This is a genomic window from Mesorhizobium sp. WSM4308 (genome assembly GCF_002294905.1).
Classification (GTDB): Bacteria; Pseudomonadota; Alphaproteobacteria; order Rhizobiales; family Rhizobiaceae; genus Mesorhizobium.
In genome coordinates this window covers 148,022-173,844 of sequence record NZ_NSFW01000018.1, presented here as the reverse complement: position 1 = coordinate 173,844, position 25,823 = coordinate 148,022, and the positions used below count along the sequence as shown (strand labels likewise).

Genomic DNA, 25,823 nt, shown 5'->3' with positions numbered 1-25,823 from the left:
AGCGTAGCGCGTCCGTGAACTGGTCAGCGGCGTTCTCCCGCATTTCCTCCGACGCTCTTTTATACGCGGCTGTTTTTATAGGCTTCTGGCGCGCAGGCGTCGAAGGATATTGTTGCTTCCAATCGGTGTTTTGGCAATGGGGCGAGGGGAATGTGCCTCCGGCCGTGGCCATGACCGAAAGTACAATGATCCGCCTTTTCCGTCGCGCTGTTTTTTGTGCGTTGTGCGGTGTACGAATAACGCATGGCCGAAGTGCCAGCGGCGCGTCGGCAGCGTGATGACCAAGGTTGATACCCAGGGAGGATTCATGTCGGACGTTTCGTTGATGGTGAACGGCAGGCGGGTCAGCGGGACCGCCGAGGATCGAACGCTGCTGGTTCACTTCCTGCGCGAGAATCTCGGCTTGACCGGCACGCATGTCGGCTGCGACACCTCGCAATGCGGGGCCTGCGTCGTCCATGTCGACGGCAAGGCGGTGAAGTCCTGCACCATGCTCGCGGTACAGGCGTCCGGCTCGAGCGTTGTAACGATCGAAGGTCTCGCCAACGGCGCCGACCTGCATCCCGTGCAGGCCGCCTTCAAGGAACATCACGGCCTGCAATGCGGTTTCTGCACGCCTGGCATGATCATGGCGGCAACCGACATGATCAACCGCCATCCCGAAGGCCTCGACGAGGCGACGGTGCGAGCCGAACTGGAAGGCAATATCTGCCGCTGCACCGGCTACCACAACATCGTCAAGGCGATCCTCGCTGCATCGAAGACGATGGCGAAGGGGACCAAGGGCAGGGCCAAGCAAGCGGCGTGATGAACAAGACAGTAGGGCAGTAGGGCACTAAGGCAGTAGGGAACCAGCAGAAAAACTTCCCTGCTGCCTTAGTGCCCTGCTCACCTACTCCCCTTAAATTCGGGAGGAATTTCTGATGGGTATTGAAGGTGTTGGCGCTCGGGTCGCGCGCAAGGAAGACAAAAGGTTCATCACCGGCGCCGGCCGCTATGTCGACGACATGGTGGTTCCCGGCATGAAGCATGCGGCTTTCGTGCGCAGCCCGCACGCGCATGCGCAGATCAAGAAGATCGACGTCAAACGAGCGCAAGCCATGCCCGGCGTCATCGGCGTGCTGACCGGCAAGGAGCTCAAGGCCGACGGCATCGGCAACCTCATCTGCGGCTGGATGATCCATTCCAAGGACGGTTCGCCGATGAAGATGGGCGCCTGGTCGCCGCTGGCCGTCGACAAGGTGCGCTATGTCGGTGACGCCGTCGTCATCGTCGTGGCCGAGACCAAGGGGCAGGCCCGCGACGCGGCCGAGGCGGTCGAGATCACCTACAAGGAATTGAAGGCCGTCGTCGAAGCCACCAAGGCGCTCGAAAAGGGCGCGCCGCAGATCCATGCCGAGTCTGAGAACAACCTGATCTTCGACTGGGAGATCGGCGATGCCAAGGCGACCGACGCGGCGATCAAGGCCGCGGCGCATGTCACCCGCATGAAGATCGTCAACAACCGGCTGGTGCCGAATGCCATGGAGCCGCGCGCGGCTCTCGGCCACTACGACAAGGCCGAGGACCATTACACCTGTTGGACGACATCGCAGAACCCGCATGTCGCGCGGCTGGTGATGAGCGCCTTCTATAATGTCGCGCCGGAAAACAAGCTGCGCGTCATCGCGCCGGATGTCGGCGGCGGCTTCGGCTCAAAGATCTACATCTATCCCGAAGAGATCGTCTGCCTGTGGGCTTCAAAAAAAACCGGCGTGCCGGTCAAATGGGTCGCCGACCGCACCGAAAGTTTTCTCTCCGACGCGCATGGCCGCGACCATGTCTCGACGGTGGAAATGGCTTTCGACAAGAACAACCGGGTCACCGGGCTGAAGGTCGACACGATCGCCAATCTCGGCGCCTACATGTCGCTGTTCTCGTCCTGCGTGCCGACCTATCTCTACGCGACGCTCTTGTCGGGCCAGTACGACATTCCGGCCATCCACGCCAATGTGCGCACGGTCTACACCAACACGGCTCCTGTCGATGCCTATCGCGGGGCAGGGCGGCCGGAAGCTACCTATCTCCTGGAACGCACGATGGAAGCGGCGGCGCGCGAGCTTGGCGTGTCGCCTGCCGAATTGCGGCGCAAGAACTTCATCACCTCCTTCCCGCACCAGACACCGGTGATCATGAACTATGACGCCGGCGACTATGGCGCCTCGCTCGACGCGGCCATGAAAGCTTCGGATTATGCCGGCTTTGCCAAGCGCAAGGCGGCGGCCGCCAAGAAGGGCTTGCTGCGCGGCATCGGCATGAGCTGCTACATCGAGGCTTGCGGCATCGCGCCGTCGGCGGCGGTCGGCTCGCTTGGCGCCGGCGTCGGCCTTTGGGAATCGGCCGAAGTGCGGGTCAATGCCGTCGGCACGATCGAGGTGCTGACCGGCTCGCACAGCCATGGCCAGGGCCACGAGACTACCTTCGCGCAACTGGTCAACCAGCGTTTTGGCGTACCGATCGATTCGGTTTCGATCGTCCATGGCGACACCGACAAGGTGCAGATGGGCATGGGCACTTACGGTTCGCGCTCGGGCGCGGTCGGCATGTCGGCGATATCAAAGGCCCTCGACAAGGTCGAGGCCAAGGCCAAGAAGATCGCCGCCCACCTGCTCGAAGCCGACGAGGGCGACATCGTCATCGAGAACGGTGCGCTGAAGGTTGCCGGGACCGACAAGAACGTGCCGTGGTTCCAGGTGGCGCTGGCCGCCTATACCGCCCACAATCTGCCGGCAGGGATGGAGCCCGGATTGAAGGAAACGGCCTTCTACGATCCGTCGAACTTCACCTTCCCGGCGGGCTGCTACATCTGCGAGGTCGAGATCGAACCGGAGACCGGAACGACAGAGATCGTCCAATTCGTGGCCGCCGACGATTTCGGCAACATCATCAATCCGATGATCGTCGAGGGCCAGGTGCATGGCGGCATCGCGCAAGGGATCGGCCAGGCGCTGCTGGAGGGCGCCCATTATGACGCCAGCGGACAGCTTCTGACCGCGAGTTACATGGACTATACGATGCCCCGCGCGGGCGACCTGCCGTCGTTCAAGGTCTCGACCTCGAACACGCCATGCCCGGGCAACCCGCTCGGTATCAAGGGGTGCGGCGAGGCCGGCGCCATCGGCTCGCCGCCGGCGGTGATCAACGCCATCACCGATGCCATCGGCATCGCCGACATCGCCATGCCCGCCTCGCCGCCCACCGTGTGGGCCGCGATCCGCGCCGCGAAGCACTGAGGAGGAACAACCATGTATTCGGTCAACTACCATCGCGCCGCCTCGGTTGCGGATGCCGCCAAGCTGGTGAAGAGCGGCGACGCCAAGCTGCTGTCCGGCGGCATGACGCTGATACCTGCCATGAAGACGCGGCTGGCGGCCCCTTCCGATCTCGTCGATCTGTCGCGCATCAAGGAGATGCAGGGCGTCAAGGTGTCGGGAAAGACGGTCACTATCGGCGCGGCCACCACGCATTTCGACGTCTCCAACGACGAGAAGCTCAAGAAGGCCTGCCCGGCGCTTGCCCATCTGGCATCGCTGATCGGCGATCCGGCGGTGCGCTACAAGGGCACGATCGGCGGTTCGATCGCCAACAACGATCCGGCGGCCGACTATCCGGCGGCCCTTCTGGCATTGGGCGCCACCATCGTCACCAACAAGCGCGAGATATCGGCCGACAAGTTCTTCAAAGGGCTGTTCGAAACGGCCTTGAAGGATGGCGAGATCATCACGGCGGTCTCCTTCACCGCCCCGGCAAAGGCGGCCTACGAAAAATTCCGCAACCCGGCCTCACGCTACGCGATCGTCGGCGTGTTCGTGGCCAAGGGCAAGGACGGCGTCAGCATCGCGGTGACCGGCGCCGGTGACGACGGCGTGTTCCGCTCGAAGGAGATCGAGGCAGCCCTTGCGAAGAATTTCGACGCCGCATCGCTCGCCGGCGTGAAAGTGCCGGCGAAGAACCTGATGAGCGACATCCACGCTTCCGCCGACTATCGCGCCAACCTGATCGCAGTCATGGCCAAGCGCGCGGTGGCAGCGGCTAACGCCTGACAGCATCGGTTGCCGACATGAAAGGGGCCATCTTGGCCCCTTTTGTATGCGGTAGTGTAGCCGTGCGGCTCGTGAAGGAATTCCGCCACGCGGCCGCTCCCTTGCTCGAGGCATTTCCGCCAGCCTGCTGCCCAAGGAACTGCGTCGCTGCCAATCTCGCACTTGCACAAACCTATATTGCACTGCAGTATGGGTTGGGGCGGGAATGCGAGCCGGGTTCGGACATGTACCGCCGTGCCCTTTCGCATGCCAATGCGAAGGATCGGCATGTCCGAAATTACCGCGACCCAGATGGTTCCGTCCCGATCCGCCGTCGACAGATCGGCCAGAACAAGATTGGCCTATCTCGATGGCTGGCGCGGCCTGTCCATCGCCCTGGTGCTGATCGGGCATTTTTTTCCGGTTCCGAGAATCAATCTGGGCGTGCTTGGCGTCGAATTCTTCTTCGTGCTCAGCGGCCGGCTGATGGGCGAGATCCTGTTCATCGAACGCTATCCACTGAAGAAGTTCTTCAAACGCCGCTTTTCGCGCATCTACCCGGCGCTGCTGGTCTTCGTCGTCATCGCCATGATCGCGCTTTCCGGCACCTTCGTCGCCTTCAAGTGGAAGGCGGCGCTGACGGCACTGACATTCACCTACAATTACGCCGGAATTCTTGTCACCCGCGCCGGAGCGCTCGACCATATCTGGTCGCTTTGTGTCGAGGAGCATGCCTACATCATCCTGGCGTTGATCAGCGCGCTCGTCTCCAGCCGCAATCGCGTCATCCCTTTGCTGGTGACGCTCGCCTTGTTCGCAATGGCCAATGGCGCGGTGTCGTACTGGGTGTTCAGGCTGGATTACGAAGCTACCTACTGGCGCACCGATGTGCACATCGCCTCGATCCTACTGTCGGCTTCGATCTGCCTGCTCAAGGCCGAAGGCCGGCTGCCGGAGGTGCTGAAGGGGCCTTATATCGCCCTGGCAGCGGCGGCGGTCGCGGTTTTGCTGTTCATGGACCCGGTGCCGACGCCGATCCACTATCTCCTGGCGGTGCCGCTGCTGGCGCTGGCCGTCAATGCGCTCGATTTCAGCACGCCAATCTTTTCCAAATTGCTCTCGTCCTGGCCCATGGCGACGTTGGGCCTGTGGTCATACTCACTCTATCTGTGGCAGCAGCCCTTCTACAAATTCGTCTACGAGCAAGGCAGCAGTCCGTGGCCGATGCTGGCCGGGGTCTTTGCCTGCGCGCTCTGCAGCTATTACCTCATCGAGCGGCCGGCGCGTGAATGGCTGAACCGCAATTGGTGATTCAGGCGTCATCGCGCCGAGGCACTGTTGTTGCGAGCCTGAGATAGCGCCGCAGGCCGGCTTCGCCGCGCGGCATTGTCCAGCGATGGTTCCAGGCGAAGGCCGGCCGCAGCAGGGGTGCCAGGAATTTGAGGATCGGCCTCTCGACAGTGACCTGCCAGGTCAGTTGGACATGGGTGCCGCTGCCCGACGGCGAGAGTTCGGCCCGCCACAGCCCGTCGAAGTCGCCAAAGGTTTTCACGACGACCAGCCGGCCCGGCTCGAGTTCTGCGGCCTCGATGATGAAGTTCAACTCATAGGGCAGGGCGCCGCGCGCCCGCGCCCTTGCCCGCGAGCCGACTGACGCCTTGCCCTTGCGGTCGAGCGGAACCACTTCCTTGTAGACCTCGCCCCACCAGAGCGGCAGCAATTCAGCGTCGGAGAGCACGTCCCACACTTGCTGCGGCGTGCCTTCGGGAATGTCCCAGCTTTCGTCGAAGCGGAAGACGTTGCTTGGCATCGCGGTTCCTCCATTTGGTGGAACGCTTATATTAGGCGCGTCTTCTTTATGTGGCCAGCAATCAGGTGACGATCTGCTTGACGTAATAGCGCACCGCTTTCTTGCCGCCGTGGATCACTGCTTCGCCGACCTCGGCAAAGCCCAGCGCGGCGTGGAAGGCGTCCGAGGCGGGGTTGGGCGGATCGGCGTTGACCTCGCAGGTGACCAGCGTATGGCCGGCGCGTTCGGCATGTTCGAACAGGTCCTGATAGAGCCGGCGCGCATGGCCGCGGCCCCTTGCATGCGCCGCCACGACGACGCGGTCGACATAGATGAAGCGTTCGTAGCGTTCGCGGAACCAGATGAAGTTCGGGCTGTCGTAGTTGGCTTCCTGGTCGAAGGTCATGATGAAGGCTTCGAGATCGCCGATGCGCCGTGCGTAGAACGCCTCGCCGAGCAGGAACGACAGCCGCTCGGCTTCGAGCCAGGACAGTTCGGCGGCATGCTCGTTGTTGAGCGCCAGTATGTCCGCTTCGTCGCGTTGCGCTATGCGCTCTATCGGGGTGGTCATGCCTTGGCCGCCGCGATCGTCGCCGCCACCTGCGGTGTGTCGGTCACTGTGTTGCGGTATTCGCGATCGAGATCGGAGCCGCCCATGCCAACCTTGGGATTGCGGTAGTGCATGGCGCTTGGCACGTCCTTCAGCGCTGCAAAGTGCATTTCGGCCAGTCCGGTTCTTTGGCGCACCTCGGCGATGTTGCCGAGATCGAGCCCGCCGCAACCGAGGATGATGATGCGGTCGCCGGCCTGCCGCACGAGATCCGCCAGTATGGACAATCCTTCGATCGCGGTGTCGCGTTGGCCGCTGGTCAGCACGCGGCCGACCTTGCAGCCAATCAGCGCCTCCAGCGCCTCGGCCGGGTCGCGTGTCATGTCGAAGGCGCGATGGCAGGTGACGTTCAGGGAGCCGGCGGCCTCCGTCAATTCGCTCATGCGCTTCTCGTCGATGGTGCCGTCGGCGTTCAGGCAGCCGAACACCACGCCCGGCACGCCGAGATCGCGCAGCGCCGCGACATCGGCGAGCATCGAGCGGTATTCGGTCTCGCTGTAGAGAAAATCGCCGCCGCGCGGCCGCACCATGACGTGAAACGGCACTGTCGCCTGATCGAGAGCCGCGCGCACCGTGCCGAGGCTCGGCGTGATGCCGCCTTCGACCAAGCTGGCGCACAGTTCGACCCGGTCGGCGCCGGCAGCCTGCGCGGCGAGCAGGCCATCGATGCCTTCGACACAGATTTCGATCAGCGGCAGGCGGGTTTGCGTGGTCAAGGGGCGATCCAGTTCATGATGTTGCGCAAAGCCCTAGCACCCGGGCGGCTGGCGCGAAAGCGTGAACGGCGCACCGCCATTTGGACCAGCCGACATTTCCCGGCTTGACAGTCCTATAACTGTGTAGTTATGAATAACCCATAGCTACACGGTTATGGATTGACCGGTGGCTGTGCGGCGGCAGCCGAAATTCCATCTGCTGAAATCCCGAATGCGTTGCTTCCGGGCTCGGCAAAACACGTCCTGACGAAAACGCTTCAAAAGGAGAAGACCATGCAAGCCAGACTCAAGAATCCCGTGATGCTCATCCCAGGCGCCCTGCAGGCTCTGCTGGCGTTGGACAAGTCGACCGAGGCGGCCGACATACCCTATGTGACGCGCAAGCTCATTCATCTGCGCGCCAGCCAGATCAATGCCTGCAGCCTCTGCGTCGACATGCACGCGCGCGAACTGAAGAAGGCCGGCGAGAAGGACGAGCGCATTTTTGCGCTGGCGGCATGGCGCGAGACGCCCTACTTCACCGACGCCGAACGGGCCGCCCTGGCGCTGGCCGAGGCCGGCACGAGGCTCGCCGACCGGCCCGACGCCGTGTCGGACGATGTCTGGGACGAAGCCGCCTGCCACTATGATGAAAAGGCCCTTGCCGCGCTGGTTGTCCAGATCGCCCTGATCAACGCCTTCAACCGGCTGAATGCGACGACACGACAGATGGTCGGCAGCTGGGGCTGAGCACCGGTCCCGCGCTGCAGGATGGTTATCCGATACGGAGCGGGAAGGCGGGTGGCGCGTTGCCTCCCGCCTTCCGCCACATGAGCGCGACGCTTGGCTACTGCCGCAATTCCGTGTTCTTGGCGCCTTGCTCGACCTGGTCGAGCACCAGGAGCTTGACCGGGCCATCGCCGATGTTCGTGGCCTGATGCCACTGGCCGATCATCTCGATGATGAAATCGCCTGTGTTGTAGGTGTTGCTGTTGCCAGTCTCGACATTGGTGACCTTCAGCGTTCCGGCCTCGACATAAGCATAGCGCGGGAAGGGGTGCCGGTGCACCGGCAAGGTCGCGCCCGGCGCGATGTCATAGCTCGACACCAGCACCTGCACGTTCTTCTGCGGCAGCGTGATCGGCTGGCCGGAGGCGGTGGTCGTGCGTGATGCGAGCGGGGTGACGACGACAGGCGTGGTGCTGCTGTCCAGTGCCAGAGCGCAATTCGCGTAAAGCGCAACCGCGGCCAGCAGAACCGAAATCAGGATTTTGCGCATGATTCCTCCCCGAACCGAGGCATCTATCGCGCGGCGGACAGCCGCGCGCAAGCGGGAGTGGCGTTCGACATTGCGATGAATGGCTCAATCGACCAGCCAGCCGAAGACTTCCTTCATATTCCGCCTGCTCCGCGTCGGGCAGCTTGCCGGAATTTGACGCAGAACAATGTGCCGCCCGATCGCCGGCCCTACAGAATTGCGTTCAGTCGTAGGAGCTCGGACATGATGTTTGATGCAATGACCAGACGCACGGTGGTGGGCACGATGGTCTCCTTTCCGCCCATGGGGGCCGCTGCGGCGGAAAAGATTTTTGCCGCAAACTCGAACGAAAGTCCCATCCTGGCGGGTTTTCGGCGCTGGGAGGCACTGACGAATTCGATCTCCCTGGACATTTCCGACCGCGATCTGAAACGCGTTTATCAAGATATGTCGGAGGTCGTGAAGGCCATCCTTGCCATCCCGGCTACAAATACGCACGAGTTCGCGGCGCAGTTCCTGGTTGTTTGTAGCGGCGACGCGATCGAATACCAGCGAGCGGCCCAACAGCTCCATGCCCATGCGCAGAGCATTGTCGGTATGGCGTGAGGGGGGCGCCGTGGGATGACTCCGCGGGCTTCCTCGCCGTTCCACGTAATCCATCGCAAGCTCCCTGGAAAGCAATGGTGAAGCGGCGATTTTTATTGCGCTCGCCCCGGGCTGCTCGCTGGTCTCCGCCGGCTTTGATCTACCTTTAGCGCGCGATCGAAGATGGGTTCGCTTCATTTAATTGATGGATGAAGCCTAATATGAGTAGATGCTAATAAATACTCACGTCCTATGTTTTGCAGAGACTCACTGGTGGGTGGCCCAATATGACCAAGACGACACTCATTGCTATCGCTGTCCTTGCCATCAGCATCGGCTATGCCGAGGCCAAGGACAGGGACCGGCCGGTTTGCACCGCGTCGAGCCCACTCTCCAAGGTTCTCGGTAACAAATGTTTGCTCGTCAAGGGATCGATGATCTATGGCGACATTGCCGAGCTTTCCCAGATAGTTCGTTTGGCCTGGTAGCCAAGGCGGCGTCGCCATCCTGTTTGCCCTTAAGGTCGAGCACCGCGCCGGTCGACTACAAAGGCAAACCAGCTCCCTTTCGGAAGTGCTGGACGATTTGGGGCGATGGCGCCGGCGAACTCGCCTTCGTGGAAGAGCTGATTGCCAGTTTGAGCTGATTTGACGCGGCCTCTTTGCGGGTCATTCGCAGGGGTTTGCCAAAGCGAGCATGGTTTTCCACCGTTAACTCTTTCGATCGAGTTTTCTTGCTGGCGCTTCGGTGACTCGTTTATTAGAGACTCCTTATGGAGCGACGGCACGCAATCCGAAGGGTCAATGATGGCCTCTGGGAAGTCTACGACATAGACAACAACAAGGTTGTGCGCGTGGGTGGAGTGCCCTTGACAAACTTGTTGGGTGAAGACGCGCTCGACGCGTTGGACCTGATAAGGGATGGCTTCCTGACCCCGGGCCAGTCCAGGAGGACAAAGGCCTAAGCAAGGTGCCAGTTCAGGGCGACTAGTCGGGCGGCGGAAGTTGCAATTCCTGATGCAAACGCTGATTGACAGCGAAAGCGATCGCATCGGACTCACGTTCGAAGGCTCTAGAATAGGTGTTGCCGTCCGTTGTTACGATCGTAACAACCCACTCGCCTAGGGATTGGCTGATTTCTACAGTTGGGGCCATGCTCCTGCTTCAAAAACTGACGGTTTCGGAATGTCTCACGAAGTCGACGCCCTTCATATTAGCGGTCCTGAATATAATGCCATGGATGGCTGTGATTCTCCAAATCGTGCGCAAGCCGAAACCGACTTTCGAAAGCGCCAAGCGAGCGACCTGACAGTGGCCCATCGCGGCTTATTGGAGCAAGCCGGCTATTGCTTTCGTCGGGCCACGCTCATCGTCCGGGGCGGGTCGGCGGGCAGGGTGCTGATCGGCCGTGTCGCCTGACATCACCTTTTAGACCCTGCGCAGCTTTGATCACGGCCTTGCGGCTGTTACCGTGTTTTAGGATCAACTCCCAGACCAGGTCCGCAGTCAAACCGTTCTCCGAAGCGAAACTTTCGACCTGATGGTCGTGAATAGCATCATGCCAGGCCTTATAGCCGCCCATTTGGGTCTCCGCTCCAGGCGCCGCATGGCAAGTATATGCGTCCATGCTAATATTGTAGAAACATGCGAACGAAGGACGCAATCAGGCCCATGGCGCGGTCCAGGAGGCCGTTCAGACGCTTCTCGACTGACTGGCGGCATACCGAAAGGCGGTGGTGAGGGTCCCGCCGATCCCGACGACGACCTCAACTGCCCCAGACGCGACGGCATTCCAAACCTTGGATGGCATCGCGCTGGCCCCTTTCACTGAAAGTTGGATAGTCGCGCAGGAACGCGTGCGAAAGCAACATCACGACCGGAAGCGACGGGAGACTCGCAATTATTGCCCCAGACATAGCCCCAAAGGCAAAAGCGCAATTTCGCGCTCACGCAGACATCATAGCCAAGTGCTTGGAAATGTTTGGCTCCCCGGGCCGGATTCGAACCAGCGACCAACCGGTTAACAGCCGGTTGCTCTACCACTGAGCTACCGGGGAACGGATGCTCTTCAGCAAGTGGCGCAGCCTATAGCAAACACCTTTCGGCTTTGCAAAGAAGCATTTCGCTTTTTTCCGAGACTTTTTCGCGCGACGGTTTCTCGCAATCGGCGGCGTCCGCCCTCATATTAGCCGTCTTGGCGATAGGCGCGGAACCGAAACGGCGGTCGCGGCTTTCGTAAATAGGCTTTTTCGAGCGACCAGATGGGCAGCCATTGCGATGACGGCAGCAGACGAAAACCGGATACCGGCACGAAAGATCTCGATTTTCGGGCGCGAATTCACCATGCCGCAATCGCGTGGCCTCAGAATCACGATCGGCATTCTTTTGACCATCGGCGGCATTCTCGGCTTTCTGCCGATCCTCGGCTTCTGGATGGTTCCGATCGGATTGCTGGTGCTCTCCTATGAATTCGCCATGGTGCGACGCCACCGGCGTCGCTTCGTCGTTTGGTGGGAGCGGCGGCGTCGGCCGGATGGAACGACGGGTACCAAGCCGGGCCTTTGACCGTGCCATCCTTCCGCGTCGTCATGCCCTTGTTCGTGTTTCGGATTTTGGCGAATCCGCTTTTCGGTTCCCACCTCTCTCCAAATCCTCGCGGATTTCCCTGAGAACGGCGGCAGCCGAGGCGAGACGCGCGCGGTCGCGCGGCGAAAGCCTGGCGGTGCCATCTATCGCAAGGCAGTCGATGGCATGGCGCAGCAATGCCTCGCGTGCTGATCGCGACAAGCCGTCCCAGGCGTTCCTTCCGGTGTTCGGCGCTGCCGGTCGCATGGCGAAGTCCTCCTCGTTTCTCAACGGTGGCGAGGGCGTGGAGTTTCTCGTGATCTGCTGCTATACTTAATGATCGTCTAATATTCGCCGTGACCCACCGTGGCCACGGCGCTCGATGTGGAGGGTCGGATTCTTGCAGAGGAAACCGCGCGGAATGCGTGGTGGCCGCTTGACGCCATTTTCGCCGCAACCTATTGGAACCGGGTGGAACGCCGGGAGCAACGAGGCCTCGTGGCGGAGTGGTTACGCAGAGGACTGCAAATCCTTGCACCCCGGTTCGATTCCGGGCGAGGCCTCCAATACCCGGGCTCCCGCGCGCTCAGCGCCGGAGCCTGACGTTCTCATCGAAATGAACCGCGGTTCTGGCGCGGCAAGCGGATTGGTTGGAACATGAGCGCTGATTTCTCCGAGCTTCGCGTCAAGATGGTCGACGGTCAGGTTCGCACCACCGACGTGACCAGCGCCCCGCTGCTGGAGGCCATGCTTACCGTGCCGCGCGAGGTTTTCGTCGGCGACCGCCAGCGCGATCTCGCCTATATCGACGAGGACATCCGCATTGCCGATGGCGCCGATGGCGCGCGCTATCTGATGGAAGCATCGCCGCTGGCCAAGCTGATGCAGCTGGCCGAGATCAATGCGACCGATTCGGCGCTCGATGTCGGCTGTGGCACCGGCTATGCCTCGGCCATCCTGTCGCGGCTGGCGAGGTCGGTCGTGGCGCTCGAAAGCGATTCGGCGCTGGCGCAAACCGCGGCATCGACCCTTTCCGGCTTTGGCTGCGGCAATGTGACCGTGGTCCAGGGTGCGCTGGCGCAGGGCCATGCGGCCAAGGCACCCTATGACGTCATCTTCATCGGCGGCAGTGTCGAGAAAGTGCCGGCGCCATTGCTCGATCAGCTCGCCGAAGGCGGCCGACTCGTCGCGGTCGAAGGGCGTGGCAATTCCGGCGTGGCGCGACTTTTTTTCAAGGCTGGGGGGGTTGTAACCGGGAGAAGGGCATTTAATGCGGCAATTAAGCCACTACCGGGATTCGAACGTGAGCATGCTTTTGAATTCTGAATGATTTAGCCTTGCAGCAGAGGCTTTGTCATGGTCGCTTACATTTGAACAATCGTTGCTAATCCCAGACTGGGGGCACTTTGGGACCGAGTGACAGGGAACGAAACACGCCACTCCGGCTGCTCTGACGAGAAGCTGGCGCGGCGAAGTTCCCATGGAAAACGAATGAGGGATGTACTCGTGCCGTCTGTATCCAAGACCCTTTTTGCCGCCGTCCTCGTCTCCGCGACCGCGCTGTCCCCACTAACCGCGTCGGCGGAAACCATCACCGGCGCGCTCGCCAAGGCCTATCAATACAATTCCACGCTGAATTCATCCCGCGCCGGCGTGCGCGTCACCGACGAAGGCGTGGCCATCGCCAAATCAGGCTGGCGCCCAACGATTACGGGATCGGCTTCCATCGACTATACAAACACGCGCCAGGCAAATGGCGGCGGCAACTCGAAGCTGACGAGCGGCGGCTACGGCATTCAGATCAACCAGTCGCTGTTTGACGGTTTTCAGACGAAAAACAACGTCGCGGCGGCTGAAGCCCAGGTCAAGGCGTCGGTCGAGAGCCTGCGCAACAGCGAAGAGAACACGCTGTTCAGCGCGGCCACGGCCTATATGGACGTGATCCGCGATCGGCAGATCGCGGTGCTGACCGAACAGAACCTGCAGTTCCTGACCGAGCAGGCGCGTGCGGCGAGGTCACGTTTCGAAGTTGGCGAAGGTACCCGCACCGACGTCGCGCAGGCCGATGCGTCGCGCGCCTCGGCGGTGGCCTCGCTGAGTGCCGCCCGCGCGCAGGCGCTGGCCAGCGCCGCAACCTACCACCAGGTGGTCGGCGACGAGCCGGGCAAGCTCAAGCCCGCTTCGCCGTTGGGCAGGCTGCTGCCGTCGAGCCTCGATGCGGCGATTGCGATCGGGGCAAACGAACACCCGGCCATTCTCGCTACGCAACATCTGGTCGACGCGGCGGCGTTCTCGGTGAAGTCGGCGGAGGGCGCGCTGTTGCCGCAACTGTCGGCGTCGGCCGGCATCTCGGAAAACTACCGCAAGGCCATTCCAGACATCTCGGGCACCAACGGCAATTCGACCTCGGCGAATATCGGCGCGACGCTGACCATTCCGATCTATTCGGGCGGGCGGACCTCGGCGGTCGTGCGGCAGAACAAGGAATCGCTTGGCCAGGCCCGCATCCAGGTCGACGTCAGCCGCGACCAGGTTCGCCAGGCCGTTGCCACGGCATGGTCGCAATACACCGCCGCGCAGCAGAGCGTCTCGGCCAACAGGCAGGTGATCGATGCCGCTCAACTGGCGCTGAACGGCGTCATCGAAGAGCGCAATGTCGGCCAGAGGACCACGCTCGACGTCCTCAACGCGCAGGCCGCCGTCATCACCGCGAAGATCAACCAGGCCAATTCCGAACACGATGTGGTGGTGGCGAGCTATGCCATCCTGTCGGCGATGGGTCGCCTGTCGGTCGACCGGCTTGCCTTGCAGGTCACCAAGTACAAGCCCGAAGAGCACTACAACGCCGTCAAGGACAAATGGATCGGCCTGCGCACGCCGGACGGCCGCTAAGCGCCGGCGGCCCGACTTATGTCGGGCCAGTCCGAGCGCAACCTTGCTTGAAAACCGGTTCTGCTTCGGAGTTGCGCCTGTCTCTTTGCACTTGCGCGATTCCGAAGGGAGCGCGCGGCGCGCCTTCCCCAGGAAACCCGTTTTCACACTTTTCTCGGAATTGCTTCTAATCTGTTGAAATCCCACATGTCCCCAGATTGGGGATTCTCGTGCCGCGATCCGTCGGTTACGCTGTCGCCATGATTCGAATCCGGCTTCTGCCGGAGCGAAAGAACTAACAGGTCACAAGGGCGGCGGATGTGACGATGGCAACGGCAAGCAGCGCACAGCGCGAACCTTCCATGGAAGAGATACTGGCTTCCATCAGGAGGATCATCGAGGACAGCGACAACGGTCGCAAGCAGCCGGGCGAGGCCGAAGAGCTGCGGCAGGATCTGGAGCCGTCGCCGGGCGAGGCTCCCGCCACCGATGTCGATGCATTTCGCGCCGAGCTGCATGCAGCCCCCGAAACCAGAAAGCCGGGCGCGCTCGCGGAAGTCCAGGCGCCTTCGCCCGAGCCGGTGATCGCGCGCGTGGAATCGCAGACGCGCGCCGATCCCGTGCCGCTCAAGCCGTCGATGACGCTGGCCGAGGTCAGCGCCAGGATCGCCGCCGAGCCGGCGCCCGCCGCCACGACCGAAGCGCCGGCCGCCCCGCAGGCCAGCGCGACAAGCGATGCCATCGTTGCCGATTGGCGGCGCGAGATCGCGGCGGTCGGGGAGCAGGCGAAAGCGATCCGCAAGCCGGTCGCCCAACCCGAGACGCCGACGAGCGAACCGGTGGTGGAGGCTGCGTTCGAACGGCCGTCTTCGAGCGAGGTTCCTGCAGACGCCGCTCAGGCGTGGGCGGCGGCAAGCGATGGGCCCGCGGCGCGCCCGGCAATCCTTTCCGAACATGCGGGCCGGCAGGTCGCGGCGGCCTTCGGCGAGCTGTCCGACGCCTTTGCCAGCCGCAGCAAGAAGACATTCGACGAGATGGCCGAGGAGATGCTGCGGCCGATGCTGCAGGACTGGCTGGACAACAATCTGCCGACGCTGGTCGAGCGCCTGGTGCGCGAGGAGATCGAGCGCGTCGCGCGCGGCGCGCAGTAATCTCCTCCAACGATCACTCTCGAAACGCCGCCCATGAGGCGGCGTTTTTGTCGATGAGGTCAGCCAGCGCTGGTCGCGAAGCAGATGAGGTTGCCGTCGGGGTCTTTGACGATGAAGGTGCGGGCGCCCCAGGGTTCGGTCCGCAATGTCTGGTGGAACGGGGCCGTGGCCGCCTGATACTCCAGAAATAGAGCCTTGATGTTGTCGACAACGATCGTCGCCGCCAGTAGGTCATCGGTCGAACTGGCGGCGAGTGGAGGCTTGTCGACATGGCGCAGGTTGAGCCGTGCGCCATCGCGGATGATTTGGGCGTAGAAGGGCGGCTCGCCATAGGTGTAGCGCGTCTCGAAGCCGAGCTTTTGCCGGTAGAAACTACAGGCCGCTACGATGTCGCAGACAAAGAGCTGTGGCTCGGCAAAGGCGAGATGCGGTTTTGCGGCGTCGGTTGCTAAATGATCGGTCACGGTTTGAAGGCCTTCCTTCAGCGCCTGCCAGCTCTCGAAACCTGACTTCCTGGCGACGAGTTCCTGGGCATCGGCAAGCTTGAAGCCGTGATCGAGGATCTGGCCGTCGCTGAGATGGTGAAAACGCGGCAGGAGCCATCCAATCGCAGCGGCGACGGGATAATACCGTTCGCGATGCCACTTCAGATAGAGCTTGGCCTGTTTCTTGTGGTGTTCGAGGGTCGGCATGGGCGCATTGTGGAGTTGAGGTGGCGTAGGCGGGCAATGCCCCTCCGGCTGGAAGCCGATGCGCCCTACTGCAGCGCCCGCACGGTATGGCTGCGACGGCTGGCGGTCAAGGTGCGATTGCCGAACGCCACGACCTTCCGTTGAAATGAACGCGGACACACCTATTTGCTTCTCATGGACCGAGGCGGCCCTTGCGGTTGACTTGGCCAAGACCTTCCGATTTACACCGAACCAGCAAAAATCCCGACAGCGCGGACCGTTTCCCCATGCTTGAAAAGACCTACGACGCAAAGACCGTCGAGCCGAAGATCGCCAAAGTGTGGGAAGAGGCGGACGCCTTCCGCGCCGGCGCCGGGGCGGAAGAGGGCGCCGAAGCCTTCACCATCGTCATTCCCCCGCCCAACGTCACCGGCTCGCTGCATATGGGCCATGCGCTCAACAACACGCTGCAGGACATTCTGGTGCGCTTCGAGCGCATGCGCGGCAAGAACGTGCTGTGGCAGCCCGGCATGGACCATGCCGGCATCGCCACGCAGATGGTGGTCGAGCGGCAACTGATGGAGAAGCAGATCCATCGCCGCGACCTCACGCGTGAACAGTTCATCGAGAAAGTGTGGGAGTGGAAGGCCGAATCCGGCGGCACCATCTTCAACCAGCTGAAGCGGCTCGGCGCCTCGGCCGACTGGTCGCGCGAACGCTTCACCATGGATGAAGGCCTGTCCAAGGCCGTGCTCGAAGTCTTTGTCGCGCTCTACAAGGAGGGGCTGATCTACAAGGACAAGCGCCTTGTGAACTGGGACCCGAAACTTTTGACCGCGATCTCGGACCTCGAGGTCGAGCAGCAGGAAGTCAACGGCAATCTCTGGCACTTCCGCTATCCCTTGGAGGGCGAGACCTTCGATCCGGAGAATCCGAAAACCTTCATCACGGTCGCGACCACGCGTCCGGAAACGATGCTGGGCGATACGGCGGTGGCCGTGCATCCGGATGACGAGCGGTACCGGCATCTGGTCGGCAAGAACGTCGTGCTGCCGATCGTCGGCAGAAAAATTCCAGTGGTGGCGGACGAGTATTCCGACCCCGAAAAGGGTTCGGGCGCGGTCAAGATCACGCCGGCGCATGATTTCAACGACTTCGAGGTCGGCAAGCGCCACAAGCTGCCGGCGATCAACATCTTGACCATCGAAGCCGCCATCAAGTTGAAGGACAATGAGGATTTCCTCGCCGGTCTCGATGCGACACCGGAGCGCCAGGCCGTCTGGGACGAGCTTGATGGGCTCGACCGCTTCGTCGCGCGCAAGAAGATCGTCGAACTGATGGAAGCAGGCGGCTTCCTCGACAAGGTCGAGCCGCATCGCCATGCCGTGCCGCATGGCGATCGCGGCGGCGTGCCGATCGAGCCGTTCCTGACCGAGCAGTGGTACGCCAACGCGGCGGAACTGGCCAGGCCGGCAATCGCCTCGGTGCGCGAAGGCCGCACCAACTTCGTGCCGAAGAATTGGGAAAAGACCTATTTCGACTGGATGGAGAACATTCAGCCCTGGTGCATCTCGCGCCAGCTGTGGTGGGGCCACCAGATCCCGGCCTGGTACGGGCCTGACGGGCGCGTCTTTGTCGAGAAGACCGAGGAAGAGGCGTTGAGCGCGGCGATCGAATATTACCTGGCGCTCGAAGGCCCGTGGAAGGCCTGGGTCGAGGACAAGCTGGAAAACTTCCAGCCGGGCGAGATACTGACCCGCGACGAGGACGTGCTCGACACCTGGTTCTCCTCGGCGCTGTGGCCGTTCTCGACTTTGGGCTGGCCGGACCAGACGCCGGAACTGAAGACCTATTATCAGACCGACGTGCTGGTGACCGGCTTCGACATCATCTTCTTCTGGGTTGCCCGCATGATGATGATGGGCCTGCATTTCATGGACGAGGAGCCGTTCCACACCGTCTATGTGCACGCGTTGGTGCGCGACAAGAACGGTGCCAAGATGTCGAAGTCGAAAGGCAACGTCATCGATCCGCTCGACCTCATCGATGAATATGGCGCCGATGCGTTGCGCTTCACCTTGACCGTGATGGCGGCGCAAGGGCGCGACGTGAAGCTCGACCCGGCGCGCATCGCCGGCTACCGCAATTTCGGCACCAAGCTGTGGAACGCGACGCGCTTTGCCGAGATGAACGAAGTCGCGCGCAACGACGATTTCTGGCTGAATGACGCCAAGCTTGCGGTCAACCGCTGGATCCTGACCGAGTTGACGCGGGCAGCGCGCGAGCTCACCGACGGCATCACCTCATACCGCTTCAACGAAGCGGCAGGAGCTGCTTATCGTTTCGTCTGGAACCTGTTCTGCGACTGGTATCTGGAACTCTTGAAGCCGGTGTTCATAGGCACGGACGAGGCGGCCAAGGCCGAGAGCCGCGCCTGCGTCGCCTTCGTGCTCGACGAAATCTACAAGCTCCTGCATCCGATGATGCCGTTCATGACGGAAGAGCTGTGGGCGCAGACGGCGGGCGAGGGCAAGGAGCGCGATTCGCTGTTGTGTCACGCCGCCTGGCCGTCGCCGGACTTCGAGGACGCGGATGCCGCCGCCGACATCAACTGGCTGGTCGACCTGGTGTCCGGCATCCGCTCGGTGCGCTCCGAGATGAACGTGCCGCCGGCGGCGATCGCGCCGCTGGTCGTGGTCGGCGCCAATGATGTGACGCGCGAGCGGCTGGTTCGCGAGGACTCGGCGATCAAGCGGCTGGCCCGCGTCGGCGACATCTCGTTGGCCGACGCGGCGCCCAAGGGCGCGGCGCAGATCGTCCTCAACGAGGCGACGATCTGCTTGCCCCTCGGCAGCCTGATCGATCTCGCCGCCGAGGCTGCCCGGCTGCAGAAGGAACTGGCCAAGGTGACCGAGGAGATCGCGCGCCTGCACAAGAAGCTGTCGAATGAAAGATTTGTCGCCAGCGCGCCGGCCGAGATCGTCGACGCCGAGCGCGAAAAGCTCGCCGAATATCGCGACGCGCAGGACAAGCTCTCGGTGGCGTTGACCAGGGTTCGCGATGCCGGTTGAGGATAGATTCGCTGGACTTTAGCCGTCTCTAAAATGACGGCCCTTTTTGCCTCGAAAGTAGGCATTCCGTTGCGTTAATTTTGACGTAAACGGAAGTTTTAGCCCCATTGTTGCCATAATGTAACAATGGGGCCGAAAGCCCGTGAAAAGAGCTATTTTTAAGCCTTTTGGAACGAATCTTTCCCATTTTTCGGTCGGATAAGCACGCGTCTGGCCGTTTTTCGGCCTTGCGGTGCCTATCCGCATTTTGTCGGAAATGCGTTTGGCAAGCATGTACATGTACGCTCCAAGAATTCGTTATTGCACCGTTAACCCGAATTGGTTCTAGCTTGATGCACTCGAATTCGGGGAGGACATTCATGACTATTGTGCGACTGAAAGCACTGCTGGGGGCAGGGTGCTTTTCGCTGGCTTTGATCGGGACGGCGATGAGTTCGGCGCATGCCGGCGGCATTGAGCGTGGCGGCTACGATATCGATCTTCTGTTCGATCCGGCGCCGTTCGCAACGGAAGCGGAATCGACTTATGTTATGCCGCAGCGCAAGCTCAAGAATGCGGTGGATACCAACCCGCTCGACGGCAATTTGACATTCCTGGGCAGCACGGCGAAGGACAGCGAGAGCTACTGGGTGCCGCGCATCGGCGTCAAGGCGCAGATCGTTCAGGGTGTCGACTGTATGTTCGACTATTCCCAGCCTTGGGGCGCGCACACCAACCCGGGTCTGTGGGCCGGCGCCGAATCCAACATGGAAACCGATATCAAGAGCAACAACTACGCGACGACTTGCTCCTACAAGATGGATGCCGGCAAAGGCCAGATTCGCTTCATCGGCGGCGTGTATTACCAGGAAGTCTACGGTTTCAAGAAAGACCTGGTGTCGCCGTTGGTACCGGGTTTCCAGGGCACCGGTCAGGTTGATCTCAAAGGGACCGGCTGGGGCTGGCGCGCCGGCCTTGCCTATGAAATCCCTGACATCGCGCTGCGCGCCAGCCTCGTCTACAATTCGCGGGTCAAGCTCGACAATATCTCGGGCACGCTGGACCTGACGCATGTCGGCAGTGTCGTGCTGCCGATCTATGGCTCGACACAATACATGCCGGACACGGTCGAGTTTAAGTTGCAATCGGGCATTGCTCCCGGCTGGCTTGCCTTCGGCTCGCTGAAGTGGGTCAATTGGAGCCTGCTGCAGAGTGTTCCGATTTGCGTGGTCGGCACTCCTTCGGCGGCCTGCGTTACGGGTGATGCTCTGCATTCAGGCCAGATCACCTCGCTGGATCTGATGTATCGCGACGGCTGGACTGTCACGGGCGGAATCGGTCACAAGTTCAACGATCAGTGGAGTGCGGCCGGCCAGCTTTCATGGGATCGCGGCACGTCACACGGATATGGCTCACAGACCGATACCTGGACAGTGGGTGGCGGCGTCGCCTATACGCCCCAGCCCAATATCGAGGTTCGTCTGGCCGGTGCGATCGGCGTGCTGACCAGCGGCCATTCTGGGACAGTGAATGGCGAAAACGGCTATGTGGCCGGCAATGACGTCAGCTACGACTTCGGCAACGATCTGGTCACGGCAATTTCCGGCGGCATCAAGATCAAGTTCTAACCTTTTGAGAATTCGACAAAAAGGCCGGGCAATGCTCGGCCTTTTTGTTTGCAACCGACATCGTCGGTGCCTCCGGTATCCAAGCTGCGTTGTATATAAGCCGCACTGGGATCGCCCGCTGCGATTGTGACGTTTTGGCAACACTTTCTGAACAACCCCCGCGCTAGAAGTCAGGTCGGGGAAATTGCCCATTTCCCGCCATAAACCCGGCGCACCTCGAACCTGTCTCGGGACACGCGCCAAAAGGCTCGGCGACGGGGCAGGCCGCACCGCCCGCGGCAAGGATGAGAATGGACGCCAAGGTCATTTCAAAGGCTAAGCTCCCTAGCCGCTATGTGACTGTCGGTCCGGCGCGTGCGCCGCACCGGTCCTATCTCTATGCCATGGGCCTGTCGGCCGCCGAGATCGCGCAGCCGCTGGTCGGCGTTGCTTCCTGCTGGAACGAAGCCGCGCCCTGCAACATCTCGCTGATGCGCCAGGCGCAAGTGGTCAAGAAGGGCGTCGCCGCCGCCAACGGCACGCCGCGCGAATTCTGCACCATCACCGTCACCGACGGCATCGCCATGGGCCACCAGGGCATGAAGTCGTCGCTGGTGTCGCGCGAGGTCATCGCCGATTCGGTCGAGCTCACCATGCGCGGCCATTGCTACGATGCGCTGGTCGGCCTCGCTGGCTGCGACAAGTCGCTGCCCGGCATGATGATGGCCATGGTGCGGCTCAACGTGCCGTCGATCTTCATCTATGGCGGTTCGATCCTGCCCGGCAGCTATCGCGGCCGGCAGATCACCGTGCAGGACGTGTTCGAGGCGGTCGGACAGCACTCGGTCGGCACGATCGGCGATGCCGAGCTGCTCGAAATCGAGCAGGCGGCCTGTCCGTCGGCCGGTTCCTGCGGCGCCCAGTTCACCGCCAACACCATGGCGACCGTCGCCGAGGCGATCGGTCTCGCGCTGCCCTATTCCTGCGGTGCGCCGGCCCCTTACGAAATGCGCGACCGCTTCAATTTCGCCTCCGGCGAAAAGATCATGGAGCTGATCGCCAAAAACATCCGGCCGCGCGACATCGTCACGCTGAAGGCGTTGGAGAACGCGGCGACCGTGGTTTCGGCCACCGGCGGCTCGACCAATGCAGCGCTGCATCTGCCGGCGATCGCGCACGAGGCGGGCATCAAATTCGATCTCTTCGACGTCGCAAGGATTTTCGAGAAGACGCCTTACATCGCCGACCTCAAGCCTGGCGGCAAATATGTCGCCAAGGACATGTTCGAGGCCGGCGGCATTCCGCTCCTGATGAAGACGCTGCTCGATCACGGCTATCTGCATGGCGATTGCCTGACGGTCACTGGCCGCACTTTGGCCGAAAACATGGAGCACGTTTCCTGGAATGAACACCAGGATGTGGTCCGCCCGGCCAACAGACCAATTACCCAAACCGGCGGTGTCGTGGGCTTGAAGGGAAACCTTGCCCCCGAAGGCGCGATCGTGAAGGTCGCGGGCATGGCGGAGTTGAAATTCTCCGGCCCGGCGCGCTGCTTCGATTCGGAAGAGGAATGTTTCGAGGCGGTGACGCATCGCAACTACAGGGAAGGCGAGGTTCTGGTCATTCGCTACGAAGGGCCGCGCGGCGGTCCCGGCATGCGCGAGATGCTGTCGACGACGGCAGCGCTCTACGGCCAAGGCATGGGCGGCAAGGTGGCGCTGATCACCGACGGCCGCTTCTCGGGCGCGACACGCGGCTTCTGCATCGGCCATGTCGGGCCGGAAGCGGCGGTGGGCGGCCCGATCGGCCTCATCCGGGATGGCGACGTGATTTCGATCGACGCCGTGAACGGCACGATCGAAGTGGCACTGTCGGAGGCCGAACTGGCGGCGCGGGCCAAGACATGGAAGGCGCGCACGACCGACTACCAGTCGGGCGCGATATGGAAATACGCACAGACGGTCGGGTCGGCCAGGGATGGCGCGGTCACCCATCCGGGCGGTGCGAAAGAAACACACTGCTATGCGGATATCTGAGTTGTTGAGGTCATCTGTCCTTCCGGCACTGGTCGCTGCGGCGATCTTTGGCGCCGTGGGCCAGGCTTTGGCCTTCGACGACAAGGTGTTCGACGACAAGACCGGCGTGAAGCCGCAGTCCAGCCCCTGGGCGGTATTCCAGTTCGGTTTCTCCGCCTACAAGAACGGCCACAAGGAACAGGCCGCCGAAGCCTATAAATACGCCGCCGAAAACGGCCAGATCGGCGCCACCTGGAAACTTGCCCGCATGTATGCCGAGGGCGACGGCGTGGCGCGCGACGACTATGAGGCGTTCAAGTTCTTCTCCGAGATCGTCGACCAGGACGTCGAGCCCGGTTCGCCGGAAGAGAGCTACGTCTCCGACGCGCTGGTGGCGCTCGGCGATTACCTGCGCAAGGGCATTCCCGGCAGCCCGGTCACCGAGAACGAGGTGGCGGCCCAGGAATACTACATGCGCGCCGCCGCCAACTACCGCAACCCGAACGCCCAGTTCGAGATGGGGCAGATGTTCCTCAAGGGCGAGGGTGGCGTGAAGGCCAGCGTCAGGCAGGCCGGGCGCTGGTTCCAGCTCGCCGCCGAGAAGGGCCATGCCGGCGCGCAGGCGACGCTTGGCCATCTCTTGTTCCAGAGCGGCAAGATCGTTCGCGGCCTGGCGATGATGACCGCCGCACTCGAGCGCGCGTCGCCTGCCGACCAGCCCTGGATCCGCGGCATGCAGGAAGAGGCTTTCGCCGCCGCAGGCGAAGCCGACCGGCGCACGGCGATTTCGCTGGCCGATGACATCCTGACCAAGGGCACCACCAACGCAGACCAGTAAGGTCGTCTGCCGCTCTCCTCCACGGGGAGATTAATTAGGCGAAAAAATCAATTCTCGGTTGGCTCCGTCGGCACCATGCTTGGCGCGGGCGTCGAGATCGGCGTGACGTGCAGGTGCGGCGCCATCGTGTTTCCGGGGCAGCTGTCGCCGATCTTCGTCCAGGATGTGTTGTTGAGCACCATCTCGCAGCGCGCCAGGTGGCTCTGGTCGGCCACCGTCAGGCAGGCCACCTGACCGACCGGATAGGATTTTCCATTGGCAAGACATTCGGGGGCGGCGAAGGCCGGCACCATGGTGGCCGTGGCAAATGCCAAGCCGATCGGACAAGCAAAAAATCGAATGGTCACGGGAACCCCGGCCGCCATGATGATTTTCCATCATGCGCCCGATTTGTGGCGATACAACGTCGTTGTGGCGACACAGGCCGGGGCAATTCGCCGGCCGAAGGGTTCCCGGTCAGGCCGGCTGCAGAGCGAGGTCGATCGCCACCGGGACGTGATCCGATGGTTTTTCCCAGGCGCGCACATGTTTTTCGATCGAGGCCGACGAGAAGCGGTTGGCGGCCTCCGGCGACAGCAGCAGATGGTCGATGCGGATGCCGTTGTTCTTCTGCCAGGCGCCGGCCTGATAGTCCCAGAAGGTGTAGGTGTCGGGTGCATCGGTGACCGCGCGCACCGCTTCGGTGAAACCGAGGTTGAGCAGCCCGCGGAAGGCTTGCCGCGTCTGCGGCTGGAACAGCGCGTCGCCCAGCCAGTTTTCCGGAAAGCGCGCGTCGATCGGCTCGGGAATGACGTTGTAGTCGCCGGCCAGCACGAGCGCCTCTTCCAGCCTCAGCCGCTCTTCGGCCCAACGCTCCAGCCGCGCCATCCATGAGAGCTTGAAGGGGAATTTTTTTTCGTCATCGATCGGATTGCCGTTCGGCAGATAGAGCGAGGCGACGCGCAACGCGCCCTTGTCGGTCGAGAACACGCCTTCGATGAAGCGCGCCTGCTCATCGGTGTCGTCGCCGGGCAGGCCTCTGATAACTTCGTCAAAGCGTAGCTTCGACAGCAGCGCCACGCCGTTAAAACCCTTCTGGCCATGGGTTTCGACATTGTAGCCCAGCGCCTCGATCTCGGCGCGCGGGAACTGGTCGTCGACCGTCTTGATCTCCTGCAGGCAGACGATGTCGGGCGCGCTCTCGGTCAGCCAGTGGGTCAGGTTGCCGATGCGGGCGCGAATGCCGTTGATGTTCCAGGTGACGATTTTCATGACGGTCTTATTCTTCCTGCGGCGGGTGGCGTTCCACCAGGCCGATCGTATTGCCTGCGGGATCCTTTAGGAAGGCCATCCACTCGCTTTCCCCCGGTGGTCCGAAGGTGCCTTCGGTATCGCGATGCACGAGCGCCGGTGGTGCGGTGAAGGGGACGCCCGCGGCTTTCGCCTCGGCGTGGAAGGCTTCGATGCCCGCTATGTCGAGATAGACTATGCCGGCCGGAACGCCGTCGGTGAACAGCAGCCTCACATCGCCGGCCATGATGAAGGCGATGCCCGGCGGATCGTAGCGGGCATGAGCGGCCATGCCGAGCACATCGCGCCAGAAGGCCAGCGTCGAATCAAGATTGCGTCCGGCCGACAGCGCGACCTGACGGACCGCGCCGATGGCCGGCATGCCGCTAGACGGAGAAGCTCGTGCCGCAGCCGCAGGAGGCGACCGCGTTCGGATTGCGGATCTGGAAGGACTGACCCATCAGATCGTCGACGAAGTCGATCACCGAGCCACCCATATAGACCAGCGACAAATCGTCGATCAGCACGGTCGCACCGTCCTTCTCGATGGCGACGTCGTCATCGTTGCGCGTGTCGACCAGGTCGAATTTGTAGGAGAATCCAGAGCAGCCGCCGCCTTCGACGGACACGCGCAACGCCGTCTTGCCGGCCTCGCCAGAGACAATCTTGGCGATCCGCCTGGCGGCGGCCTCGGTCATGTCCACTTTCATGGCGGTCTTGGCATCAGCGCCCATCGGCGTCACCTTGCTTTCGGTTTCACATGATAGGTATGAAGCGCAAGGGGCCAAG

General features: G+C 62.1%; 26 protein-coding genes and 2 tRNA genes. 16 read left to right on the top strand and 12 right to left on the bottom strand.

Going from position 1 to position 25,823, the window contains the following annotated elements:
- Positions 1-307 precede the first annotated feature (307 nt).
- The 4 genes from CK227_RS28885 to CK227_RS28870 all read left to right on the top strand — a co-directional run bounded on the left by CK227_RS28885 (position 308) and on the right by CK227_RS28870 (position 5,372).
- The gene (locus CK227_RS28885) at positions 308-808 is read left to right on the top strand and encodes a (2Fe-2S)-binding protein (RefSeq protein ID WP_095772883.1); all 501 of its coding nucleotides are present in this window, start codon (positions 308-310) and stop codon (positions 806-808) included.
- Between the two features lie 115 nt (positions 809-923).
- On the top strand, positions 924-3,272 hold the full coding sequence (locus tag CK227_RS28880; protein ID WP_095772882.1) for a xanthine dehydrogenase family protein molybdopterin-binding subunit: 2,349 nt from the start codon (positions 924-926) through the stop codon (positions 3,270-3,272).
- Between the two features lie 12 nt (positions 3,273-3,284).
- On the top strand, positions 3,285-4,082 hold the full coding sequence (locus tag CK227_RS28875) for a xanthine dehydrogenase family protein subunit M (RefSeq protein WP_095772881.1): 798 nt from the start codon (positions 3,285-3,287) through the stop codon (positions 4,080-4,082).
- Between the two features lie 267 nt (positions 4,083-4,349).
- Positions 4,350-5,372, top strand: coding sequence for an acyltransferase (locus CK227_RS28870; protein ID WP_095773099.1), 1,023 nt, complete (start codon positions 4,350-4,352; stop codon positions 5,370-5,372).
- Between the two features lies 1 nt (position 5,373).
- Here CK227_RS28870 and CK227_RS28865 read toward each other — a convergent pair whose 3' ends face one another.
- From CK227_RS28865 to CK227_RS28855, 3 genes are all read right to left on the bottom strand, one after another.
- Entirely contained in the window at positions 5,374-5,871 is a 498-nt protein-coding gene (locus CK227_RS28865; RefSeq protein WP_095772880.1) for an SRPBCC family protein, read from the bottom strand.
- A 61-nt stretch (positions 5,872-5,932) separates the two neighbouring features.
- On the bottom strand, positions 5,933-6,421 hold the full coding sequence (locus CK227_RS28860) for a GNAT family N-acetyltransferase (RefSeq protein ID WP_095772879.1): 489 nt from the start codon (positions 6,419-6,421) through the stop codon (positions 5,933-5,935).
- A complete protein-coding gene (locus CK227_RS28855; RefSeq protein ID WP_245318120.1) occupies positions 6,418-7,176 on the bottom strand; it encodes a copper homeostasis protein CutC in 759 nt (252 codons plus the stop codon). Before CK227_RS28855 ends, CK227_RS28860 begins: the two co-directional genes overlap by 4 nt.
- A gap of 273 nt (positions 7,177-7,449) precedes the next feature.
- On the opposite strand from CK227_RS28855, the gene CK227_RS28850 reads away from it, so the two are divergent.
- Positions 7,450-7,905 (top strand): carboxymuconolactone decarboxylase family protein, encoded by a 456-nt coding sequence (locus CK227_RS28850; protein ID WP_095773098.1) that lies wholly within the window; start codon positions 7,450-7,452, stop codon positions 7,903-7,905.
- Between the two features lie 97 nt (positions 7,906-8,002).
- On the opposite strand, the gene CK227_RS28845 is transcribed toward CK227_RS28850, so the two are convergent.
- A complete protein-coding gene (locus CK227_RS28845) occupies positions 8,003-8,434 on the bottom strand; it encodes a cupin domain-containing protein (RefSeq protein ID WP_095772877.1) in 432 nt (143 codons plus the stop codon).
- Positions 8,435-8,656: 222 nt separating this feature from the next.
- On the opposite strand from CK227_RS28845, the gene CK227_RS28840 reads away from it, so the two are divergent.
- Both CK227_RS28840 and CK227_RS28835 read left to right on the top strand, forming a co-directional pair.
- The gene (locus CK227_RS28840; protein ID WP_095772876.1) at positions 8,657-9,019 is read left to right on the top strand and encodes a hypothetical protein; all 363 of its coding nucleotides are present in this window, start codon (positions 8,657-8,659) and stop codon (positions 9,017-9,019) included.
- Between the two features lie 266 nt (positions 9,020-9,285).
- Entirely contained in the window at positions 9,286-9,486 is a 201-nt protein-coding gene (locus CK227_RS28835; RefSeq protein ID WP_095772875.1) for a hypothetical protein, read from the top strand.
- A gap of 877 nt (positions 9,487-10,363) precedes the next feature.
- Here the strand turns inward: CK227_RS28835 and CK227_RS36405 are convergent.
- Together CK227_RS36405 and CK227_RS28825 are read right to left on the bottom strand one after the other, a co-directional pair.
- Positions 10,364-10,579, bottom strand: a complete 216-nt coding sequence (locus CK227_RS36405) for a hypothetical protein (protein ID WP_142876333.1) — start codon at positions 10,577-10,579, stop codon at positions 10,364-10,366.
- A 400-nt stretch (positions 10,580-10,979) separates the two neighbouring features.
- A tRNA-Asn gene (locus tag CK227_RS28825) sits at positions 10,980-11,054 on the bottom strand.
- Between the two features lie 220 nt (positions 11,055-11,274).
- Between CK227_RS28825 and CK227_RS28820 the strand changes: the two genes are divergently transcribed.
- The 5 genes from CK227_RS28820 (at position 11,275) to CK227_RS28800 (ending at position 15,584) form a co-directional block, all read left to right on the top strand.
- Positions 11,275-11,562: a hypothetical protein gene (locus tag CK227_RS28820; protein WP_095772873.1), complete on the top strand. Its 288-nt coding sequence runs from the start codon at positions 11,275-11,277 to the stop codon at positions 11,560-11,562.
- Positions 11,563-12,054: 492 nt separating this feature from the next.
- Positions 12,055-12,128: transfer RNA gene (locus CK227_RS28815), tRNA-Cys, on the top strand.
- A gap of 91 nt (positions 12,129-12,219) precedes the next feature.
- Positions 12,220-12,888, top strand: coding sequence for a protein-L-isoaspartate O-methyltransferase (locus tag CK227_RS28810; RefSeq protein WP_095772872.1), 669 nt, complete (start codon positions 12,220-12,222; stop codon positions 12,886-12,888).
- 165 nt (positions 12,889-13,053) lie between these two features.
- Positions 13,054-14,454 carry a TolC family outer membrane protein gene (locus tag CK227_RS28805; RefSeq protein ID WP_179295841.1) on the top strand — a complete coding sequence of 467 codons (1,401 nt, stop codon included), beginning with the start codon at positions 13,054-13,056 and terminating at the stop codon, positions 14,452-14,454.
- 305 nt (positions 14,455-14,759) lie between these two features.
- Entirely contained in the window at positions 14,760-15,584 is an 825-nt protein-coding gene (locus CK227_RS28800) for a PopZ family protein (RefSeq protein WP_095772871.1), read from the top strand.
- Positions 15,585-15,643: 59 nt separating this feature from the next.
- Here CK227_RS28800 and CK227_RS28795 read toward each other — a convergent pair whose 3' ends face one another.
- Entirely contained in the window at positions 15,644-16,276 is a 633-nt protein-coding gene (locus CK227_RS28795) for a VOC family protein (protein WP_095772870.1), read from the bottom strand.
- 266 nt (positions 16,277-16,542) lie between these two features.
- Between CK227_RS28795 and CK227_RS28790 the strand changes: the two genes are divergently transcribed.
- Complete coding sequence (locus tag CK227_RS28790; protein ID WP_095772869.1) at positions 16,543-19,326, top strand: valine--tRNA ligase; 2,784 nt, start codon at positions 16,543-16,545, stop codon at positions 19,324-19,326.
- Positions 19,327-19,344: 18 nt separating this feature from the next.
- Here the strand turns inward: CK227_RS28790 and CK227_RS36400 are convergent, their stop codons facing one another.
- A complete protein-coding gene (locus CK227_RS36400; protein ID WP_143750542.1) occupies positions 19,345-19,605 on the bottom strand; it encodes a hypothetical protein in 261 nt (86 codons plus the stop codon).
- 80 nt (positions 19,606-19,685) lie between these two features.
- Here CK227_RS36400 and CK227_RS28785 point away from each other — a divergent pair, with 80 nt between their 5' ends.
- The 3 genes from CK227_RS28785 to CK227_RS28775 all read left to right on the top strand — a co-directional run bounded on the left by CK227_RS28785 (position 19,686) and on the right by CK227_RS28775 (position 23,765).
- On the top strand, positions 19,686-20,933 hold the full coding sequence (locus CK227_RS28785; RefSeq protein ID WP_095772868.1) for an OmpP1/FadL family transporter: 1,248 nt from the start codon (positions 19,686-19,688) through the stop codon (positions 20,931-20,933).
- 290 nt (positions 20,934-21,223) lie between these two features.
- Positions 21,224-22,948 carry a dihydroxy-acid dehydratase gene (gene ilvD, locus CK227_RS28780; protein ID WP_095772867.1) on the top strand — a complete coding sequence of 575 codons (1,725 nt, stop codon included), beginning with the start codon at positions 21,224-21,226 and terminating at the stop codon, positions 22,946-22,948.
- Positions 22,935-23,765, top strand: coding sequence for a tetratricopeptide repeat protein (locus CK227_RS28775; protein WP_095772866.1), 831 nt, complete (start codon positions 22,935-22,937; stop codon positions 23,763-23,765). Before ilvD ends, CK227_RS28775 begins: the two co-directional genes overlap by 14 nt.
- Positions 23,766-23,812: 47 nt before the next feature.
- Here the strand turns inward: CK227_RS28775 and CK227_RS28770 are convergent, their stop codons facing one another.
- The 4 genes from CK227_RS28770 to erpA all read right to left on the bottom strand — a co-directional run bounded on the left by CK227_RS28770 (position 23,813) and on the right by erpA (position 25,768).
- Positions 23,813-24,130 (bottom strand): hypothetical protein, encoded by a 318-nt coding sequence (locus tag CK227_RS28770; protein ID WP_179296429.1) that lies wholly within the window; start codon positions 24,128-24,130, stop codon positions 23,813-23,815.
- A gap of 91 nt (positions 24,131-24,221) precedes the next feature.
- Positions 24,222-25,016 carry an exodeoxyribonuclease III gene (gene xth / locus CK227_RS28765; protein WP_095772865.1) on the bottom strand — a complete coding sequence of 265 codons (795 nt, stop codon included), beginning with the start codon at positions 25,014-25,016 and terminating at the stop codon, positions 24,222-24,224.
- A 7-nt stretch (positions 25,017-25,023) separates the two neighbouring features.
- On the bottom strand, positions 25,024-25,416 hold the full coding sequence (locus tag CK227_RS28760) for a VOC family protein (RefSeq protein WP_095772864.1): 393 nt from the start codon (positions 25,414-25,416) through the stop codon (positions 25,024-25,026).
- Positions 25,417-25,420: 4 nt separating this feature from the next.
- Positions 25,421-25,768, bottom strand: a complete 348-nt coding sequence (gene erpA / locus CK227_RS28755; protein WP_019858570.1) for an iron-sulfur cluster insertion protein ErpA — start codon at positions 25,766-25,768, stop codon at positions 25,421-25,423.
- Between the last annotated feature and the right edge of the window lie 55 nt (positions 25,769-25,823).

Coding starts and splice junctions, on each gene's coding strand:
- CK227_RS28785 (WP_095772868.1), top strand. CDS start 19,686: ATGACTATTGTGCGACTGAAAGCACTGCTGGGGGCAGGGTGCTTTTCG.
- CK227_RS28850 (WP_095773098.1), top strand. CDS start 7,450: ATGCAAGCCAGACTCAAGAATCCCGTGATGCTCATCCCAGGCGCCCTG.
- CK227_RS36400 (WP_143750542.1), bottom strand. CDS start 19,605: ATGTACATGCTTGCCAAACGCATTTCCGACAAAATGCGGATAGGCACC.
- CK227_RS28865 (WP_095772880.1), bottom strand. CDS start 5,871: ATGCCAAGCAACGTCTTCCGCTTCGACGAAAGCTGGGACATTCCCGAA.
- CK227_RS28775 (WP_095772866.1), top strand. CDS start 22,935: ATGCGGATATCTGAGTTGTTGAGGTCATCTGTCCTTCCGGCACTGGTC.
- CK227_RS28770 (WP_179296429.1), bottom strand. CDS start 24,130: ATGGCGGCCGGGGTTCCCGTGACCATTCGATTTTTTGCTTGTCCGATC.
- CK227_RS28835 (WP_095772875.1), top strand. CDS start 9,286: ATGACCAAGACGACACTCATTGCTATCGCTGTCCTTGCCATCAGCATC.
- CK227_RS28860 (WP_095772879.1), bottom strand. CDS start 6,421: ATGACCACCCCGATAGAGCGCATAGCGCAACGCGACGAAGCGGACATA.
- CK227_RS28875 (WP_095772881.1), top strand. CDS start 3,285: ATGTATTCGGTCAACTACCATCGCGCCGCCTCGGTTGCGGATGCCGCC.
- CK227_RS28800 (WP_095772871.1), top strand. CDS start 14,760: ATGGCAACGGCAAGCAGCGCACAGCGCGAACCTTCCATGGAAGAGATA.
- erpA (WP_019858570.1), bottom strand. CDS start 25,768: ATGGGCGCTGATGCCAAGACCGCCATGAAAGTGGACATGACCGAGGCC.
- CK227_RS28790 (WP_095772869.1), top strand. CDS start 16,543: ATGCTTGAAAAGACCTACGACGCAAAGACCGTCGAGCCGAAGATCGCC.
- ilvD (WP_095772867.1), top strand. CDS start 21,224: ATGGACGCCAAGGTCATTTCAAAGGCTAAGCTCCCTAGCCGCTATGTG.
- CK227_RS28845 (WP_095772877.1), bottom strand. CDS start 8,434: ATGCGCAAAATCCTGATTTCGGTTCTGCTGGCCGCGGTTGCGCTTTAC.
- CK227_RS28810 (WP_095772872.1), top strand. CDS start 12,220: ATGAGCGCTGATTTCTCCGAGCTTCGCGTCAAGATGGTCGACGGTCAG.
- CK227_RS28870 (WP_095773099.1), top strand. CDS start 4,350: ATGTCCGAAATTACCGCGACCCAGATGGTTCCGTCCCGATCCGCCGTC.
- CK227_RS28820 (WP_095772873.1), top strand. CDS start 11,275: ATGACGGCAGCAGACGAAAACCGGATACCGGCACGAAAGATCTCGATT.
- CK227_RS28760 (WP_095772864.1), bottom strand. CDS start 25,416: ATGCCGGCCATCGGCGCGGTCCGTCAGGTCGCGCTGTCGGCCGGACGC.
- CK227_RS36405 (WP_142876333.1), bottom strand. CDS start 10,579: ATGGGCGGCTATAAGGCCTGGCATGATGCTATTCACGACCATCAGGTC.
- CK227_RS28805 (WP_179295841.1), top strand. CDS start 13,054: ATGAGGGATGTACTCGTGCCGTCTGTATCCAAGACCCTTTTTGCCGCC.
- CK227_RS28885 (WP_095772883.1), top strand. CDS start 308: ATGTCGGACGTTTCGTTGATGGTGAACGGCAGGCGGGTCAGCGGGACC.
- CK227_RS28840 (WP_095772876.1), top strand. CDS start 8,657: ATGATGTTTGATGCAATGACCAGACGCACGGTGGTGGGCACGATGGTC.
- xth (WP_095772865.1), bottom strand. CDS start 25,016: ATGAAAATCGTCACCTGGAACATCAACGGCATTCGCGCCCGCATCGGC.
- CK227_RS28880 (WP_095772882.1), top strand. CDS start 924: ATGGGTATTGAAGGTGTTGGCGCTCGGGTCGCGCGCAAGGAAGACAAA.
- CK227_RS28795 (WP_095772870.1), bottom strand. CDS start 16,276: ATGCCGACCCTCGAACACCACAAGAAACAGGCCAAGCTCTATCTGAAG.